At 72.3% G+C, this 14,217-nt stretch carries 13 protein-coding genes; 7 read left to right on the forward strand and 6 right to left on the reverse strand.

Annotation, left to right across the window (positions count from 1 at the left end):
* Together ACWDX9_RS11705 and ACWDX9_RS11710 are read right to left on the reverse strand one after the other, a co-directional pair.
* Nucleotides 1-319 (reverse strand): response regulator (locus ACWDX9_RS11705; protein ID WP_449952047.1); only part of this gene is annotated, 319 nt, incomplete at its 3' end.
* Nucleotides 320-383: 64 nt separating this feature from the next.
* Nucleotides 384-959 carry a hypothetical protein gene (locus ACWDX9_RS11710; RefSeq protein ID WP_449952050.1) on the reverse strand — a complete coding sequence of 192 codons (576 nt, stop codon included), beginning with the start codon at nt 957-959 and terminating at the stop codon, nt 384-386.
* A 151-nt stretch (nt 960-1,110) separates the two neighbouring features.
* On the opposite strand from ACWDX9_RS11710, the gene ACWDX9_RS11715 reads away from it, so the two are divergent.
* Nucleotides 1,111-1,422, forward strand: a complete 312-nt coding sequence (locus ACWDX9_RS11715) for a hypothetical protein (protein ID WP_449952052.1) — start codon at nt 1,111-1,113, stop codon at nt 1,420-1,422.
* Between the two features lie 7 nt (nt 1,423-1,429).
* Here the strand turns inward: ACWDX9_RS11715 and ACWDX9_RS11720 are convergent, their stop codons facing one another.
* Entirely contained in the window at nt 1,430-1,726 is a 297-nt protein-coding gene (locus tag ACWDX9_RS11720) for a hemerythrin domain-containing protein (protein ID WP_449952054.1), read from the reverse strand.
* Nucleotides 1,727-1,875: 149 nt separating this feature from the next.
* On the opposite strand from ACWDX9_RS11720, the gene ACWDX9_RS11725 reads away from it, so the two are divergent.
* Together ACWDX9_RS11725 and ACWDX9_RS11730 are read left to right on the forward strand one after the other, a co-directional pair.
* Complete coding sequence (locus ACWDX9_RS11725; RefSeq protein ID WP_449952057.1) at nt 1,876-2,208, forward strand: hypothetical protein; 333 nt, start codon at nt 1,876-1,878, stop codon at nt 2,206-2,208.
* Nucleotides 2,192-5,980 carry an nSTAND1 domain-containing NTPase gene (locus ACWDX9_RS11730; protein WP_449952059.1) on the forward strand — a complete coding sequence of 1,263 codons (3,789 nt, stop codon included), beginning with the start codon at nt 2,192-2,194 and terminating at the stop codon, nt 5,978-5,980. The genes ACWDX9_RS11725 and ACWDX9_RS11730 overlap by 17 nt, the downstream gene beginning before the upstream one ends.
* Nucleotides 5,981-6,004: 24 nt before the next feature.
* Here the strand turns inward: ACWDX9_RS11730 and ACWDX9_RS11735 are convergent, their stop codons facing one another.
* A complete protein-coding gene (locus ACWDX9_RS11735; protein ID WP_355210375.1) occupies nt 6,005-6,331 on the reverse strand; it encodes a DUF5713 family protein in 327 nt (108 codons plus the stop codon).
* A 213-nt stretch (nt 6,332-6,544) separates the two neighbouring features.
* Between ACWDX9_RS11735 and ACWDX9_RS11740 the strand changes: the two genes are divergently transcribed.
* On the forward strand, nt 6,545-7,561 hold the full coding sequence (locus ACWDX9_RS11740; protein ID WP_449952062.1) for a hypothetical protein: 1,017 nt from the start codon (nt 6,545-6,547) through the stop codon (nt 7,559-7,561).
* Between the two features lie 170 nt (nt 7,562-7,731).
* Complete coding sequence (locus ACWDX9_RS11745) at nt 7,732-8,667, forward strand: DUF5829 family protein (protein ID WP_449952065.1); 936 nt, start codon at nt 7,732-7,734, stop codon at nt 8,665-8,667.
* Between the two features lie 70 nt (nt 8,668-8,737).
* On the opposite strand, the gene ACWDX9_RS11750 is transcribed toward ACWDX9_RS11745, so the two are convergent.
* Complete coding sequence (locus ACWDX9_RS11750; protein WP_449952068.1) at nt 8,738-9,931, reverse strand: MFS transporter; 1,194 nt, start codon at nt 9,929-9,931, stop codon at nt 8,738-8,740.
* Between the two features lie 97 nt (nt 9,932-10,028).
* On the opposite strand from ACWDX9_RS11750, the gene ACWDX9_RS11755 reads away from it, so the two are divergent.
* Complete coding sequence (locus ACWDX9_RS11755; protein ID WP_449952070.1) at nt 10,029-10,610, forward strand: TetR/AcrR family transcriptional regulator; 582 nt, start codon at nt 10,029-10,031, stop codon at nt 10,608-10,610.
* A gap of 167 nt (nt 10,611-10,777) precedes the next feature.
* Here the strand turns inward: ACWDX9_RS11755 and ACWDX9_RS11760 are convergent, their stop codons facing one another.
* Nucleotides 10,778-11,317 (reverse strand): dihydrofolate reductase family protein, encoded by a 540-nt coding sequence (locus ACWDX9_RS11760; protein WP_449952073.1) that lies wholly within the window; start codon nt 11,315-11,317, stop codon nt 10,778-10,780.
* 146 nt (nt 11,318-11,463) lie between these two features.
* On the opposite strand from ACWDX9_RS11760, the gene ACWDX9_RS11765 reads away from it, so the two are divergent.
* The gene (locus tag ACWDX9_RS11765; RefSeq protein WP_449952076.1) at nt 11,464-14,178 is read left to right on the forward strand and encodes an ATP-binding protein; all 2,715 of its coding nucleotides are present in this window, start codon (nt 11,464-11,466) and stop codon (nt 14,176-14,178) included.
* Nucleotides 14,179-14,217 lie beyond the last annotated feature (39 nt).

Consider the following 14,217-nt stretch of genomic DNA (forward strand, 5'->3'; position numbering starts at 1 on the left):
CCTCCAGCGCGAACGGCTTGACCAGGTAGTCGTCGGCCCCGGCGTCCAGCCCCGCGACCCGGTCGGCGACCAGGTCGCGGGCGGTGAGCATCAGGATCGGCGTGCGGTCGCCGCCGGCGCGCAGGCGGCGGCACACCTCCAGCCCGTCCAGGCCGGGCATCATGATGTCCAGCACCACCGCGTCCTGCCGCCCGCCGCCGGCCGCCTCCAGGGCGCGCAGGCCGTCGGCGGCGGTGCTCACGTGATAGCCCTCACGGGCGAGCGCGCGCGTCAGCGAACGGCGCACCGCCTCGTCGTCGTCGGCCACAAGGACGTGCATGATCCCACTCTCCTCGCTGTGCCCGCCGCCGCCCACCCCTGAGCGCCTGCTGACGGCCGGGCGGTCAGGATCCCGGGGTCTTGACGTCGTCCGGCCTGATCTCCTTTTCCTGTACGAAGGATCGCTTGAAGTCGGTCAGCGCCTGGATCAGCCGCTCCGCCGACACGCCCAGGCGCTCGGCTATCGCGGCGAACTCCGGTGATTTCGGATTTATCCCGCCTTTCTGGCTGAGGAGGTTCAGCTCCTCCTCGGCGGCGGTCGCCCGGTCGAGCCCGACGCCCAGCGAGGCCGCCAGCGCCTTGGCCAGCATCCCGTCCTCGACGGGATGCTCCTGCTTCTTCACGTCCTGCTTCTTCACGTCCTGCTTCGTCACGTCCTGCTTCGTCACGTCGGGCTTCGTCACGTCGGGCGAGCACTTGCCGTCGAGTTCCGCGGCCTTGGCCGCCTTGGCCTTCGCGAGGTCGGCAGGCGTGCACGCCGCCGCCTTGGCGCACGGCTCCCCGGCAGGCGTGCACGCTGCGACCTTGGCGCACGGGTCGTCGGCGGGGTCCCGCTGGGACGAGGCCGCCAGGGCCCCCGACCCGCCCATCGTCAGCACCAGCACCATGCCGGCGGCCAGGCCCGCCTTGCGTCGGTCCATGTCGCGTCTCCTTCTCCCGACCGGCCGGCTCCTCCGGCCCGGTGGCTGCCGCCAGCCAACCCGGCCCACCTTCACCCAGCCGTCGGCGAACCTTAGAAACGCCCTAGAGCGCGCTGGCCGAGGCGTTCGCGGCGGAGCTGGGGGAGCGCGGATGGCGGGTGGCCATCGGCCGCTGCCCGGAGATCGACGGCGACGCGCCGCCCGCGTGGGTGCGGCCAACGCGCCGCCGGTCGTCGTGACCGTCCGCTGCTACCACAACCTGCGGCAGTGGGAGGGGGAGCTGGCCGGGATGCACAGCGGGTCCGTCACTCCCGGGCCCGTCGCGCTGCTGCTCGGAGACCTGGCGCGCCTGATGGGCCAGGATCCGGACCGGCACCACGCGCGGGCGGAGGAGGTCGCGGAACTGGTCGGCTCGCCCCACTGGGCCCGGGCGGCCCATGAGAGGCGGGGTCACCTGCCGTAACCGAAGATCAGCGCCTGGCGGCGCCGGTGACCGCGGTCGAGCAGCCTGAGCAGGAGCGCGAGCACCGGCCCACCTCGGCGCCGGCCGAGCGCACGATGACGGGCCAGAGCACGTCGTCCTCGGCCTGGTGGTGATGGTGGATGCCGGCGCACAGCTTGGTGGCGAACGTGGCGATGGCGTGGAGCCGGGCCGGATCCGCCCGCTCCTCACCGGCGGCGAGCCCGCTCATCAACGTGGCCAGGCGGCGCGCGTCGCCGCGCATGGCGCGGTGCGTGATGCGGAATCCGAGCATGTTGGGGGCCATGGGGTGCTCCTTTGATCGGGGGATGCCACCAGGGTGCGCCCCCGGACTTGGACCTCCCCTGGTGACGACTTGGCGCGGGACTCATCATCTCCATACGGTTATCCCGTCATCACATTGTGTGATCTTGCTGGCTGGCCGATGATGCCGGTATGCGGAGAGGTGTGCTGGTATGGGGTGGGGCTGGCCTCGGGGTGGCGGCCCTGGTGGGGCTGGGCGTCTACTTCGCTCGGGTGGGGCTGGACGACGCGGACAAACTGGCCAGCGTGATCGGGGTGTTCGTCGCGCTGGCAGGGCTGGGGGCGTCGGCCTGGGGGCTGCTCGCCGACCGGCGATCCGGCGGCGCCGCGCGCACGGCGCCGGTCGTGGCGGAGCCCGGGGCGCGGCCCGCCCCGACGCGTACGTACGGCGGGGACCACATCGAGATCTCCGGCAACGTCGTCCACGGGGACGTGATCGGGAAGATCGATGGCGCCTCCGGATGACGACCCCCAGGACGAAGAGATCGCCTACGGCGGCGACCACGTCGACATCCACGGCAACATCGTGCACGGCTCGGTCACCGGGAAGATCGGCCCGGTGCTCTACCACGAGTACCACCAGCACTTCCCGAACGCCCGGCCGGGACCGCTGTGGCGGGGCAGCCCGTACCGAGGGCTGGCGCCGTTCGACGAGCGGGACGCCGAAGTGTTCTACGGTCGCGAGCAGGCCACCGCCCAGCTGGCGGGGATGCTGGCCGGGCGGCTCGACCCGCCGAGCATGCTGGTGGTCACCGGGCCGTCGGGAGCGGGCAAGTCCTCGTTGCTGCGCGCCGGGCTGCTGCCGTACCTGAAGGGCGGGCACCTGGCATGGGCGCGCTGGCCGTCCTTGGTGATGACGCCCACCGCCGACCCGCTGACCGAGCTGTCGGTCCAGCTGAGCGCGCTGACCGGCGGCGATCCCGCCGGTGTCAGGAGCGCGCTGGACCTGGATCCCGGCCAGGCGCATCTGATGGTCCGGCAGGCGGCGCTGGCCGCGGGCTCCACGGGACGGGTGCTGCTGGTCGTCGACCAGTTCGAGGAGGTGTTCACCCTGGCCGGCGCGGCGTCCGGCACGTTCGCGGACGTGCTGGGCGACATCGCCGGCACCCCCTCGGGGCCGGACGGGCGGCCCGCCGGCCTGGTCGTCATCGGCGTGCGCGGCGACTTCTGGGACCGGTGCGCCGACCTGCCGCCGCTGGTGCCGGCGTTGCGCGCCGGGCCGTTCACGGTGGCGGCCATGAGCCAGGCGGAGCTGCGCAGCACCATCACCGGCCCCGCCGGCCGCGCGGGCCTGAGCCTGGAGAACGGGCTGACCGACCGGATACTCGACGACCTGCGCGCCCACGCCGGATCGCTGCCGGGCGCGCTGCCGCTGCTGTCCCAGGCGATGCTGCTGACCTGGGAACGGCGCGACCAGGACAGTGGCACGCTGACCCGGCTCGGCTACGCGGCCACCGGCGGGCTCGCCGACGCCGTGCGGACCAGCGCGGAGGCCGCCTACGCCGGGCTCGGCGAGACGGCGCGGGAGGCGGTCCAGCCGATCTTCCAGCAGCTGACCGCCATCACCACCGACGGAGCCGTCGCCCGGCGCAAGGTCGCCGTCCAGGAGTTGCCCGGCGGCGACGACGCGCAGGCCGTCCTGCGGGCGTTCATCGACAGGCGGCTCATGGTCGCCGACGGCGACAGCGTCGAGCCGGCGCACGACCTGCTGCTGTCGGCCTGGCCGAGGCTGGCCTCCTGGCTGGAGCAGGACCTGGACAACCGCGCCTTGTACGCCCAGGCCCGCCGCGACGCCGAGGAATGGCTGCGCAGCGAACGCGACCCCGCCTTCCTCTACCAGGGCACCAGGCTGGACGGCCTGCTCCGGGCGGACGCCCACTGGCGGGAGCATCGGCGGCGCTTTCCACCGCCGACCTCCGCGATGCGCGACTTCCTCGACGCCTGCGCCGACGCGGCGGCACGCCGTCGCGTCGCGCGGAGCAGACGGCTGGCCAGGGTGGCGGTCGCGCTGCTGGTGACCGTTCTCATCGCGGGGGTCATCGCCCGGCAGCTGAGCGGGCGGTTCGACGACCAGCGTAGGGACGCGCTGTCGAGGGTGCTCAGCAGCCAGAGCGAGCGGCTCTCGCAGGCCGACCCGATCACGGCGGGGCTGCTGGCCGTCGCCGCCGCCCGCTTCGCGGGCAGCCCGCAGTCGCGGGCCGAGGCCCGCTACGGCATGCTCGCCGCGCTGGCCACCGGCACGCGGGGGGTGATGGGCGGTCCGGTCTCCGGGGTGGCGTTCAGCCCGGACGGCACCACGCTGGCCACCACGGACCTCGACGGCGCGATCCGGTTCTGGGACGCGCGCACCCGCCGGCAGCTCGGCGAGCCCATGCGGGGCCCGGGTGCCGGGACGGCGGTGGCCTTCAACCGGGACGGCACGATCCTGGCCAGCGCCCACGCCGCTCCCCGCGACACCGTCGAGCCGGACGGCACGGCGGTGCTCTGGGACGTGCGCTCGCACCGGCAGCTCGGCGAACCGCTGCGCGGCCACACCGACACCGTGGGCGCGGTGGCGTTCAGCCCGGACGGTGCCATGCTGGCCAGCGCCGGCCGGGACGGGATGGTGGCGCTCTGGGACGTGCGCTCGCACCGGCAGCTCGGCGGGCCGCTCGGCGGCAACGCCGTCTCCGTGCCCAGTGTCGCCTTCAGCCCCGACGGCAGCACGCTGGCCGGCGCCGGACCCGACGGGACCGTGCTGCTGTGGGACGTGCGTTCGGGCCGGCGGATCGGCTCGCCGATGCGTACCCCTCTGATGTTCGTCTACGCGGTGGCCTTCAGCCCCGACGGGAAGACGCTCGCCAGCGCTCACGGGGATCCCACGATGTCACCCACCGTCAACAGCGGCGCGGTGCGGCTGTGGGACGTGCGATCGCGGCGGCCCATCGGCAAGCCGATGCTGGGCCACACGGCGACCGTCAACGATCTGACGTTCAGCCCCGACGGCATGATGCTGGCCAGCGCCGGCTCGGACGGCACCGTACGGTTGTGGGACACCGGCACGCGGCGCGCCATCGGCGTCCCCCTGACGGGTCACAGCGGCGACGTCCACTCCGTGGCCTTCAGCCCGGACGGCAGGACCCTGGCCAGCGCCGGCAACGACCTGCGGCTGTGGGAGACGCTCAACCAGCGCTCGCCCGGCCTGCCGATGGAGGGCAGCAGCCAGGTCACCTACGAGCTCGCCTTCGACCAGGACGGCACCAGGCTGGTCAGCGCCGACGCCTACGGCATCGAACTGGTGGGCGACGGCGGGAGCGGACTGGTCCGCGTGTGGGACGTGGGGACGAGGCGGCTGACCGGCCCGCGGATCCGGGACCCGCGGGGCCGGTTCCTGTCCGTGGCGATCAGCCCCGACGGCACGCTGCTGGCCACCGGCGGCTGGGACGCCCTGGCGCGGCTGTGGGACGTGCGCACCGGACGGCAGGTGGGCGAACCGCGGACGGACCACGGGCCGCGCGTCGACAGGGTGCGGTTCAGCCCGGACGGCGCGCTGCTGGCCACCGGCGGCACGGATGGGACGGCCCAGCTGTGGGAGGTGCGCACGCTGCGGAAGAGCGGGCAGGAGCTGCGTGCCGGCGAGCCGGGGGCGGACCTCGACGACGTGTCGCCGCGGGGCGTGAGCGCCATCGCCTTCAGCCCGGACGGCGCGATGATGGCGACCGCCACCGGCGCGGGAGACGCCCGGCTCTGGGACGTCCGCACCAGGCGTGCTCTCGGCGGGCCTCTGAACGGCCACCAAGGCGGCGTGCCGAGTGTGGCCTTCAGCCCCGACGGCAGGACGCTCGCCACGGCCGGCCGCGACCAGAGCGTACGTCTGTGGGACACCGGGACGCGGCGCGAGATCGGCGACGGTCTCAAGGGACACACGGGCCCGGTCTCCGAGGTCGCGTTCAGCCCTGACGGCAGGACGCTCGCCACCGCGAGCGCCGACCACAGCGTGCGGCTGTGGGACGTTGCCGCCCGGCGGCAGATCGGCGAGCCCGTCGGCGACCACGTGGGCACCGTGTCCGCGCTCGCCTTCAGCCCCGACGGCACCAAGCTGGCCGCCGCCGAGGCGGAGGGCCGGGTGCGCCTGTGGGAGATCCGCCTGCCCGCCGACCCGCGGGCCGAGGTCTGCGCGGTCGCCGCCCGCTCGCTGACCGAGCCCGAGTGGGAACGCTACGTGCCCGACGAGCCCTACCGACTCATCTGCCCCTGAACTCCCTCCGCCGCGTCCGTCACGTCACCAGTCGCGGGTCGCGATCAGCTCCTCCATGTCCGCGTCCGCGAACCCGTAGGCCGTCGCCACGAACCAGAAGTCCTCGGCGATCACCTCGCGCGCCACCGTCTCCATCTGGCTGCCGGCCTCCAGGAACTCGACCGCCAGCTCGTTGAACTCGTCCGTCGCCGCCTGCGTGAGCACGTACAGTGCCGCGAGGTCCGACGGCCGCTCGGCCTCGATCCGCTCGCACAGGCGCAGCAAGATGTCCCTGCCCTTGTCGACGAGCCGGCGAGGGTAGTAGGCGTCGTCGTACATGCCCTTGAGGAAGGGATGGCCGGTGGGAGGCACCTTGATCTCCTTCGCGCCGTGATCCGGTGTGCCGATCCTGCCCGACGCCACCGACAACGGCCGGTATGGAGCGACGGCGGCTTGACCGCAGCCCGCCACGAGGTGGGTGCCGCGTTCCGGTCCCTGGCGGGCGGTGCATGAGCGGGTGTTCTTCGCCGACCTGTGAACGGCGCCGACCTGGGCAGCGCCCGGAATGATCGCTAATCTGCCACAATGTCATCCCATTATCGAGCGCCTGGCGCGTTAGCACTCGCGGCGGCCGTCGCGCTCACCACGACGTCGATCGCACCGGCGCACGCGGCGCCCACCGCCGCCGAGGATCGGGTCTTACGGGTCTACAACAACAACATCGAGAACCTGGTGCGGAACAACGCCGACGGCACGTGCACCCGGGTCTCGGGCCCGGACCACCTCGCCTCGATGCTGGTCGACGACGACGGCAAGACGGGCACCTCCGGCGTACAGGCTCCCGATCTCCTGATCGTGCAGCAGGTGCGCGGCACCGGCCAGGCCACGGCCTACGCCGACCAGCTCGGGGGCATGTTCGGATATCCGGCGGGCACGTACAAGGCGATCGTGGCCTGGGACAACCCCGAGGAGTGGGGCAGCACGCACAAGTGCAGCCAGCAGTCGCTCGGCGACCTGAAGAAGCGGCAGACCAACGCGATCATCTACAACACCCGAACGCTGGGCCTCGCGGCGGGCGACATCTCGAAGTACTGGAGCGCGGGCTGGTTGAAGCCCGGGACCTCGTACGCCGGCGGGGCCGGCTGCACGCTGTACAAGCCGCCGGACAGCGACGACGGCACCACCAACCAGTACAAATGGAAGCGCACGAGCGCCATCGCGGCGAAGTTCACGATCAAGGAAACCGGGACGACGGTCTTCGCCGCGACCATGCACCTCCCGGAACAGAACGGCGCGAACGCCTGCGCGGGAGCGGGTGACACGGGCATCGCGAACTCCGGCATCCACGTCGGCGCGGACGCCACGAGCCTCATGAACGCGTCGACGATCCGCGTGATCGGGATCGACGCGAATCGTACGAACATCGCCGCCACGACCCTCGGCGGCTTCGGGATGACCGGCTACGGAGCGAAGACGACCTCCGGTTCCAGGAAGATCGACTACCTCTTCGTCAAGGGCACCGTGCGGTCGTCGAGCGTCGACCACACGGTGAGCAGCACGAAGTCGAACCATCTCGCGCTGTACGGCTTCATCGAGTTCTGAAAGCGCCGGGTACGGATCGGTGGCGCGCACCTGCGCGGGTGGCCCGCGCGCGCAGGTGCGCGGACGACGGGACGGCTCGCTACACGGCCACTATAAGATCGCCACAAATCCAGTTCGGGTCCTGTCAAAACGACAGTGAAGGTGATCATCTCCGCCTTAAGATCACTTCCATGCTGATTCGCCGGACATTACGGATGATCACTGCTCTGGCCGCGACCTGCACCGTCGCGATCGCCGGGGGCGTGGGGACGGCCCAGGCCGAGGAAGCCCGCGTGTCATCCCAGGGGCAGTTGCTGTTCTACAACCACGCCTACAGCGTGGTGGACCGCGAGACGGCGGACGCCGTCGAGAACTCGGCCTACCTGCGCGAGTTCGCCAACTTCGAGGTCCGGACCACGACCGGTGGCGGCCTGACCTGGAAGGGCCGCTACCTCAAGGGCCGCGAGACCTACATGGAGCTGTTCGGCGAGGGCGACCTGCTCGGCCAGGACGCTCTCTTCGGCTCCGCCGGGCTGGCCGTCTCGACCGAGCGCTCCGGCGACCTGGCCAAGGTGACCGCGCAGCTGAAGGCCCAGGGCGTCTCCGACCCGGCCGAATACCGCCAGACGCGTGACTTCGGAGATGGCGTCCCGATCCCGTGGTTCGACACCATCCGCACCACCTCCGCCCAGTACGAAGCCTTCGACCCGTGGGCGATGGAGTACTTCCCCGAGTACTTCGCCGACCCGCGCAGCCAGACCGAGCCGGAGAGCTACCCCGGTGACGTCAGCCGGGAGCGCTACCTGCCCGACACCTACCAGGACCGCCTGATGCGGGACATCACCTACATCCGCATCGGTGTCACCGCGCGGGACCTGGCCATCGCGCTGCCGGTGCTGCGAGCCGGCGGGTTCGAGGTCGAGACCGTCGGGAAGGGCGCCATCGCGACCGGCGGTGGCACCACCATCCAGCTCGACTCCGTCGCGCGTGAGCAGGCGGGCCTGAAGCGGGTATCCATGTCGCTCAACCGCGCCGTGGAGACCCGGCACGAGGAGCGGATCGGACGTTCGACCCTCGCCGTGGGTCCGGGCGCCCGCGCCGAGTGGACCTTCGACGCCCCGCAGTAGCACTTCCTCCTGGCGCCCGGCCGGCTGACGATCGCTGATCGCCGCCGGCCGGGCGTCGTCGTTCCGCGGGTCATCCAAGGCTCGCGTTCCGGCGTGCGCTCCACACCGCCGGCCCGGCCACCAGGACGAGAACGCCGGCCAGCCATAGGATGCCCTGGAGCGGCAGGGCGTCGACGATCGTGCCGCCGGCCAGCGCGCCGAGGCCGATCGAGAGGTTGAACACCGCCACCCACAGCGCGGAGGCCTCCTCGACCGCCTGCGGCGCGACCTTGATCATCCACGTCTGGAGGCTCGTGGAGACCCCGCCGTACACCAGGCCCCAGACGACGAGCAGCGTCACCCCGCCCGCGCCGGTGAGCCCTGCCACGGGATAGAGCAGCACGGTCACCCCCAGGGTGACGGCGATGACGAGGACCGTGCGATGGAGCCGTTTCGCCACGACGGCGCCCGCGACGAAGTTCCCCACGATGCCCGCCACGCCGAATCCGAACAGCAGCGGCCCGACGAGCTGCTCGTCGATGCCGGACAGGTCCCGCAGCACGGGACCGATGAACGTGTAGGCCGAAAAGTGGCCGGTCACGATCAGGAACGTCGCCAGGATGCCGACCCGGACGCCCTGGTTGCGGAACTGGCCGGCCAGCCGCCGCAGGCCGACGGGCTGAGCCGCCGTCAACGGTGGCAGCACGGCCAGCAACGCGACCAGCACGGCGAGCGCGAGGGCGCTCAGCGCGCCGAACGCGATCCGCCAGCTCGCCAGCCCGCCGATCATCGTGCCGATGGGGACGCCGAACACGTTCGCGGCCCCGACGCCACCGAAGACGATCGCAGTGGCCCGCGGTACGTGCGAGGCGGCGACGAGCCGTACGGCCAGACCGCCGGCGATGGCCCAGAACCCGCCGATCGCCACCCCGACCAGCACGCGGGCGGCGATCAGCAGCGGATAGTCCGGGGCCAGGGCGGAGGCCAGGTTGGCGAGCGTCATGAGTCCCATCAAGGCGACGAGCAGGAGCCTGCGATCCAGCCTGCCGACGAGCACCGGCACGACCGGCGCCGCGACGGCGGCGACGATGCTGGGGACGGTGACCATCAACCCGGCCGCGCCCTCGGACACCGACAGCGCCGATCCGACGGGGGTGAGCAGCCCGATGGGGAGCTGCTCGGCCGTCACCAGGAGAAATGTGCCGAAGGCCACGGCGGACACCGCGATCCAATGGTTCCTCGCCGACGGGTCTCGCCCGGTCGTCGTGGGGTGCGTTGCCGTCACGTCGTAACTCTCCTCTCGTATGGGAGCGATCGCTCCCATACGACGACACACCCTAATACGGGAGCGATCGCTCCACAACGTTGGTAGAGTGGCGGCCATGGCACGGCCGAGGGAGTTCGACGAGCAGGACGTGATCGCCAGGGCGACCCGCCTGTTCTGGCGTCGTGGCTACCACGCCACGTCGGTCCGCGACCTGGGCTCCGAGCTCGGGCTCAAGCAGAGCAGCCTGTACCGGACCTTCGACGACAAGCACACGCTGTTCCTGCGGACGCTGGACCACTATCGGGCGACCGAGTCCACCCAAGCCGAAGAGCAGCTGACCGCCCCCGGTCCCAGCCTCGAGATCCTGCGGGAGTGGCTGATCTGGATGATCAGCCACGAGGCGGGGCTGGGCTGCTTCGTGGTCAACACGGCCGCCGAACTCGGCACCACCGACGCCGAGGTCCGGCGAAGGACCGAGGCCGCGTTCGAAGTCACCCGGGAAACCCTGGCGTCACTGCTACGCCGCGGCATCCATGACGGCGACCTGCCCGCCGCATTGGACGTCGACGCCGCGGTGGAGGTGCTGTTCACGACGGTGCTCGGACTGCGCGTACGCGAACGGGCCGGACATGACCCCCAACGGCTCGCCACGGCCATCGACTTCACGATCAAAACGCTCGCGACATCCGCAATCTGACTCGCATACCGCCCGCCCGCCCGCCATCGCCGGAGGCCCACCTGGCAACGGCCGGCCTGGGATTCCCGGGCGCCGCGCGGTCGTACTCGGTGCTGCTGCTCACGCGCCCATGCCGTCCAGGATCGCGCCCGACCGCCTGCTCGGCGGCCGGAATGTGGGCCGGCGGGTCATCCGGCCACCGCGTACGTGGCCGAGACGGTGCCGGTCCGGTAGCTGTGCGAGGCCAGGAGCGTGCAGGTCAGCCGGTCGCCGTCGTCCTCGAACAACTTCCTGCCCGCGCGGACGACGACCGGGTCGACCAGCAGCCGTAGCTCGTCGAGCAGGCCGGCGCGCAGCAGATCCTGGACCAGGGTGACGCTGCCGGTGACCACGATGTCCTTGCCGGGCTCCCGCTTGAGCCGCGTGATCTCCTCGATGGCGTCGCCGCTGACCAGCGTGGAGTTGCGCCACTCGAGCGCGGGCAGTGTGGCGGAGAAGACGACCTTGCGGATGTCGTTCATCCGATCCGCGAGCCCACCGGTCGCCGTGGGCCAGTAGCCGACGTGTTCCTCGTAGGTGCGCCGCCCGAGCAGCATGGTGTCCGCGGCGACCAGGTGCGCCTCGATCTGCTGCTCCATCTCTTCGTCATGGAAGGGGCCGTGCCACTGATCCGGCGATCCGACGACCCCGTCCAGCGACGAGAACAGCTCCGCGACGATCTTCCTCATCGACATTCCTCGTTTCCTGGGGCTTCCCGCTGTTGCCGGCAACTCTGGCCCGCCAGGCCGTACCGGGACATCCGTGAAGATCACCCGACTGCTACGGAGCCGACACTGATTCGCCGCCGAGAAGCACGTACGCCACAATGGGCCGTATGGTCCCTGGCGAGCCGCGGGAGGTCTCGCCCCGCGAGGCCGAGGTGCTGGCGGGCTTGGCCGAGCACCTGACGAACGCGCAGATCGCCCACCGGCTGCAGATCTCGGTCCGTACCGTGGAAAGTCACGTCTCCTCGCTGCTGCGCAAGTACGGGGTGGCCAACAGGGCGGCTCTGGTGGCCCTGAGCGGGCATCAGCCGTCCCCTTCGGCCAGGCCCGGGCACGTTGAGGGGATCCCGGTCAGCCACACGTCCTTCATCGGACGACGGCAGGAGCGGCAGGAGGCGCTGGCGGCGCTGACACACGCCGCGCCGGTCTGCCTGGTGGGGCCCGGCGGCGTCGGCAAGACCCGGCTGGCCTCCGTGCTGGCGCAGGCGGCCTCGGCGTCGTTCCCCGCCGGCGGGGCGTTCATCGATCTGACCCCGGTCGGCGAGGGGTTCGTCCTGCGAACCGTGGCCGACGCGCTGGGCCTGGCCGAGCGCCTTCCCCAGCCGCTGGAAAGCGTGGTCGGCGAGCGGCTCGCGCTGGGACGGTCGCTGCTGGTCCTCGACAACTGCGAGCACCTGCTGGACGAGGTCGGCGACCTGGTGGAGAGACTGCGCTCGGACTGCCCCCAGGCGGGGATACTGATCGCGAGCAGGGAACGGCCGGGCCTGCCCGGCGAGCGGGTCATCACGGTGCCGCCGCTGGCGGGGGAGGCCGAGACGCTGTTCCTGGACCGGGCACGCGCGATCGATCCAGGGTTCGCCGCGGAGCCCGCGGTCATCACCGAGGTGTGCGCCCGGCTCGACGGCTTGCCGCTGGCGATCGAGCTGGCCGCCTCGCGGGTCGCCGTACTGGGCATCGACGCCCTGCGGGTGGGGCTGCAGGACCGGCTTCGGCTGCTGTCGGGCGCGCGCGGCAGGCCGCCCCGGCACCGCTCGTTGCGCGCGGTCATCGGCTGGAGCTACGACCTGCTGGAAGAGGAGGAACGCGCGCTGCTTCGCCGCCTGGCGGTGTTCGCGGGCGGGTTCGACCTGGCGGCGGCCACGGCGCTCATGCCGGACACGCCGCCCAGCGCGACGGCCGACGTCATCGGCCGGCTGGCCGACAAGAGCCTGCTCGGGGTGGTGGGCGGTGGCCGGTGGCGGCTGCTGGAGACCATCAGAGCCTTCGCCGCCGACCGGCTCGCGGACAGCGGCGAGACTCGGGAGACGCTCCAACTCCGGCTGCGCTGGGCCGCGGGCACGGCCGCGACGCTGGAATCACGGCTCGACGGCAACTGGGCGCCGCAGTTCGACCTGGTGGCCGATGATCTGCGGGCCACGCTCGCCGACACGCCCGCCGTACCGGACCGGCAGGCTCATCGCCTGGCCAGGTCGCTGGCGCATCTGACGTTCGCCCGGCGTTTCCATCGGGAGGCGATCGGCCACTACCTGGCCGCCGCCGACCGGGCCCGCGACGCCGCGGACGGCCACCCGGACCTCCTGAGCGCCGCCGCCACGGCCGTCTCGATCGCCGACGGCCGACTGGCCTTCCGCCTGCTGATGCGCGCCGCCGACCAGGCCGAACCCGCCGACCAGGTTGAACCTTCCGACCAGACCGATGACGCCGGCCAGGCCGAAGCCGCCGGCCTGCGCGCCGCCACGCTCGCCTCCGCCCTCGTGGTCACCCACCGCTACAGAGGCGCGCACGACCGCGACCCGATGTCCGAACACCTGCCGGCGCTGATCGACAAGGCGACCGTCGGCGCCGCCCCTGCCGATTCGCGCACCGCGGCGCTGGTGGCGATCGCGCGGGCCTGGGACCAGAGCGGCCTCGAACTCGCCCGTTCCGCCGTCGAGGCCGCCCGTGAGTGCGGCGACGTCATCGTCCTCCTGAGCGCGCTGGACGTGCTCACCCGCGCGTACGCGCGAGCCGGCCGGATGCGCGCCGTCCAGCGGATCTGCCGGGAGCGGCTCACGCTCATCGAGCACCTGCCGGCACACGAGCCGTCCGCCGCGGCCGAGATCGTCGACACCTTCCACTCCGCCGCGCGGGCGGAGCTGTGCGTCGGCGACCTGCCGGCCGCGCTCGCCGTCGCCGACCGCGCTCAGCGCGAGGACCCCATCGGCGAACACCCCTACCTGTCCATCCCCAAGACCATCAGACCGCTCGCCCTCAGCGGTCGTTTCCCGGAGGTCTTCCAGCAGGCGCCCGCCATGTGGGAGGCCTGGCATCAGGCAGGCAGCCCGCGCAGCGCCTGGATGTCGACCGCGATCGCCGCCGCGGCGCTCGCCCACGGGCTGGCGGGCACCGGCGAGTTCGACCTCTGGCGCTCGCGCGCGCTGGAGATGGCCAGGATGGAGGACGCGGCCTCCTCGCCGGTCCTGGCCCCCTTCGCCGCCTTCGTCGACGCCAGGGTCGCCGTCCACACCCGTGCCCACCATCAGGCCGCCGCACTGGTCGAGCGCGCTTTCGCCCCCTTCGCCGTGCGCTGGTACGAGGCCTACGCGCGCGCCGCCGGAGCCGAGCTGGCGGTCGTGGCCGGCTTGCCCGACGCGGCCGAACGGCTCGCCGCCGCCATTCCGTACGCCGAACAGAACGACTGGGCGGCCGCCTGCTTGGCCCGTACCCACGGGATCCTGCACGGCGACCGCGACGCGCTGGCGGATGCGGTCGAACGGTGGACGTCGATCGACGCCCGGTTCGAGCGCGCCTGCACGCTGCGTTTGCTGCCCGGCCGCAAACCGTAGGCTCGGGTGCGCGCCGACGGGTCAGCACCGGTGCGGCGA

Source organism: Nonomuraea sp. NPDC003201, assembly GCF_053590415.1.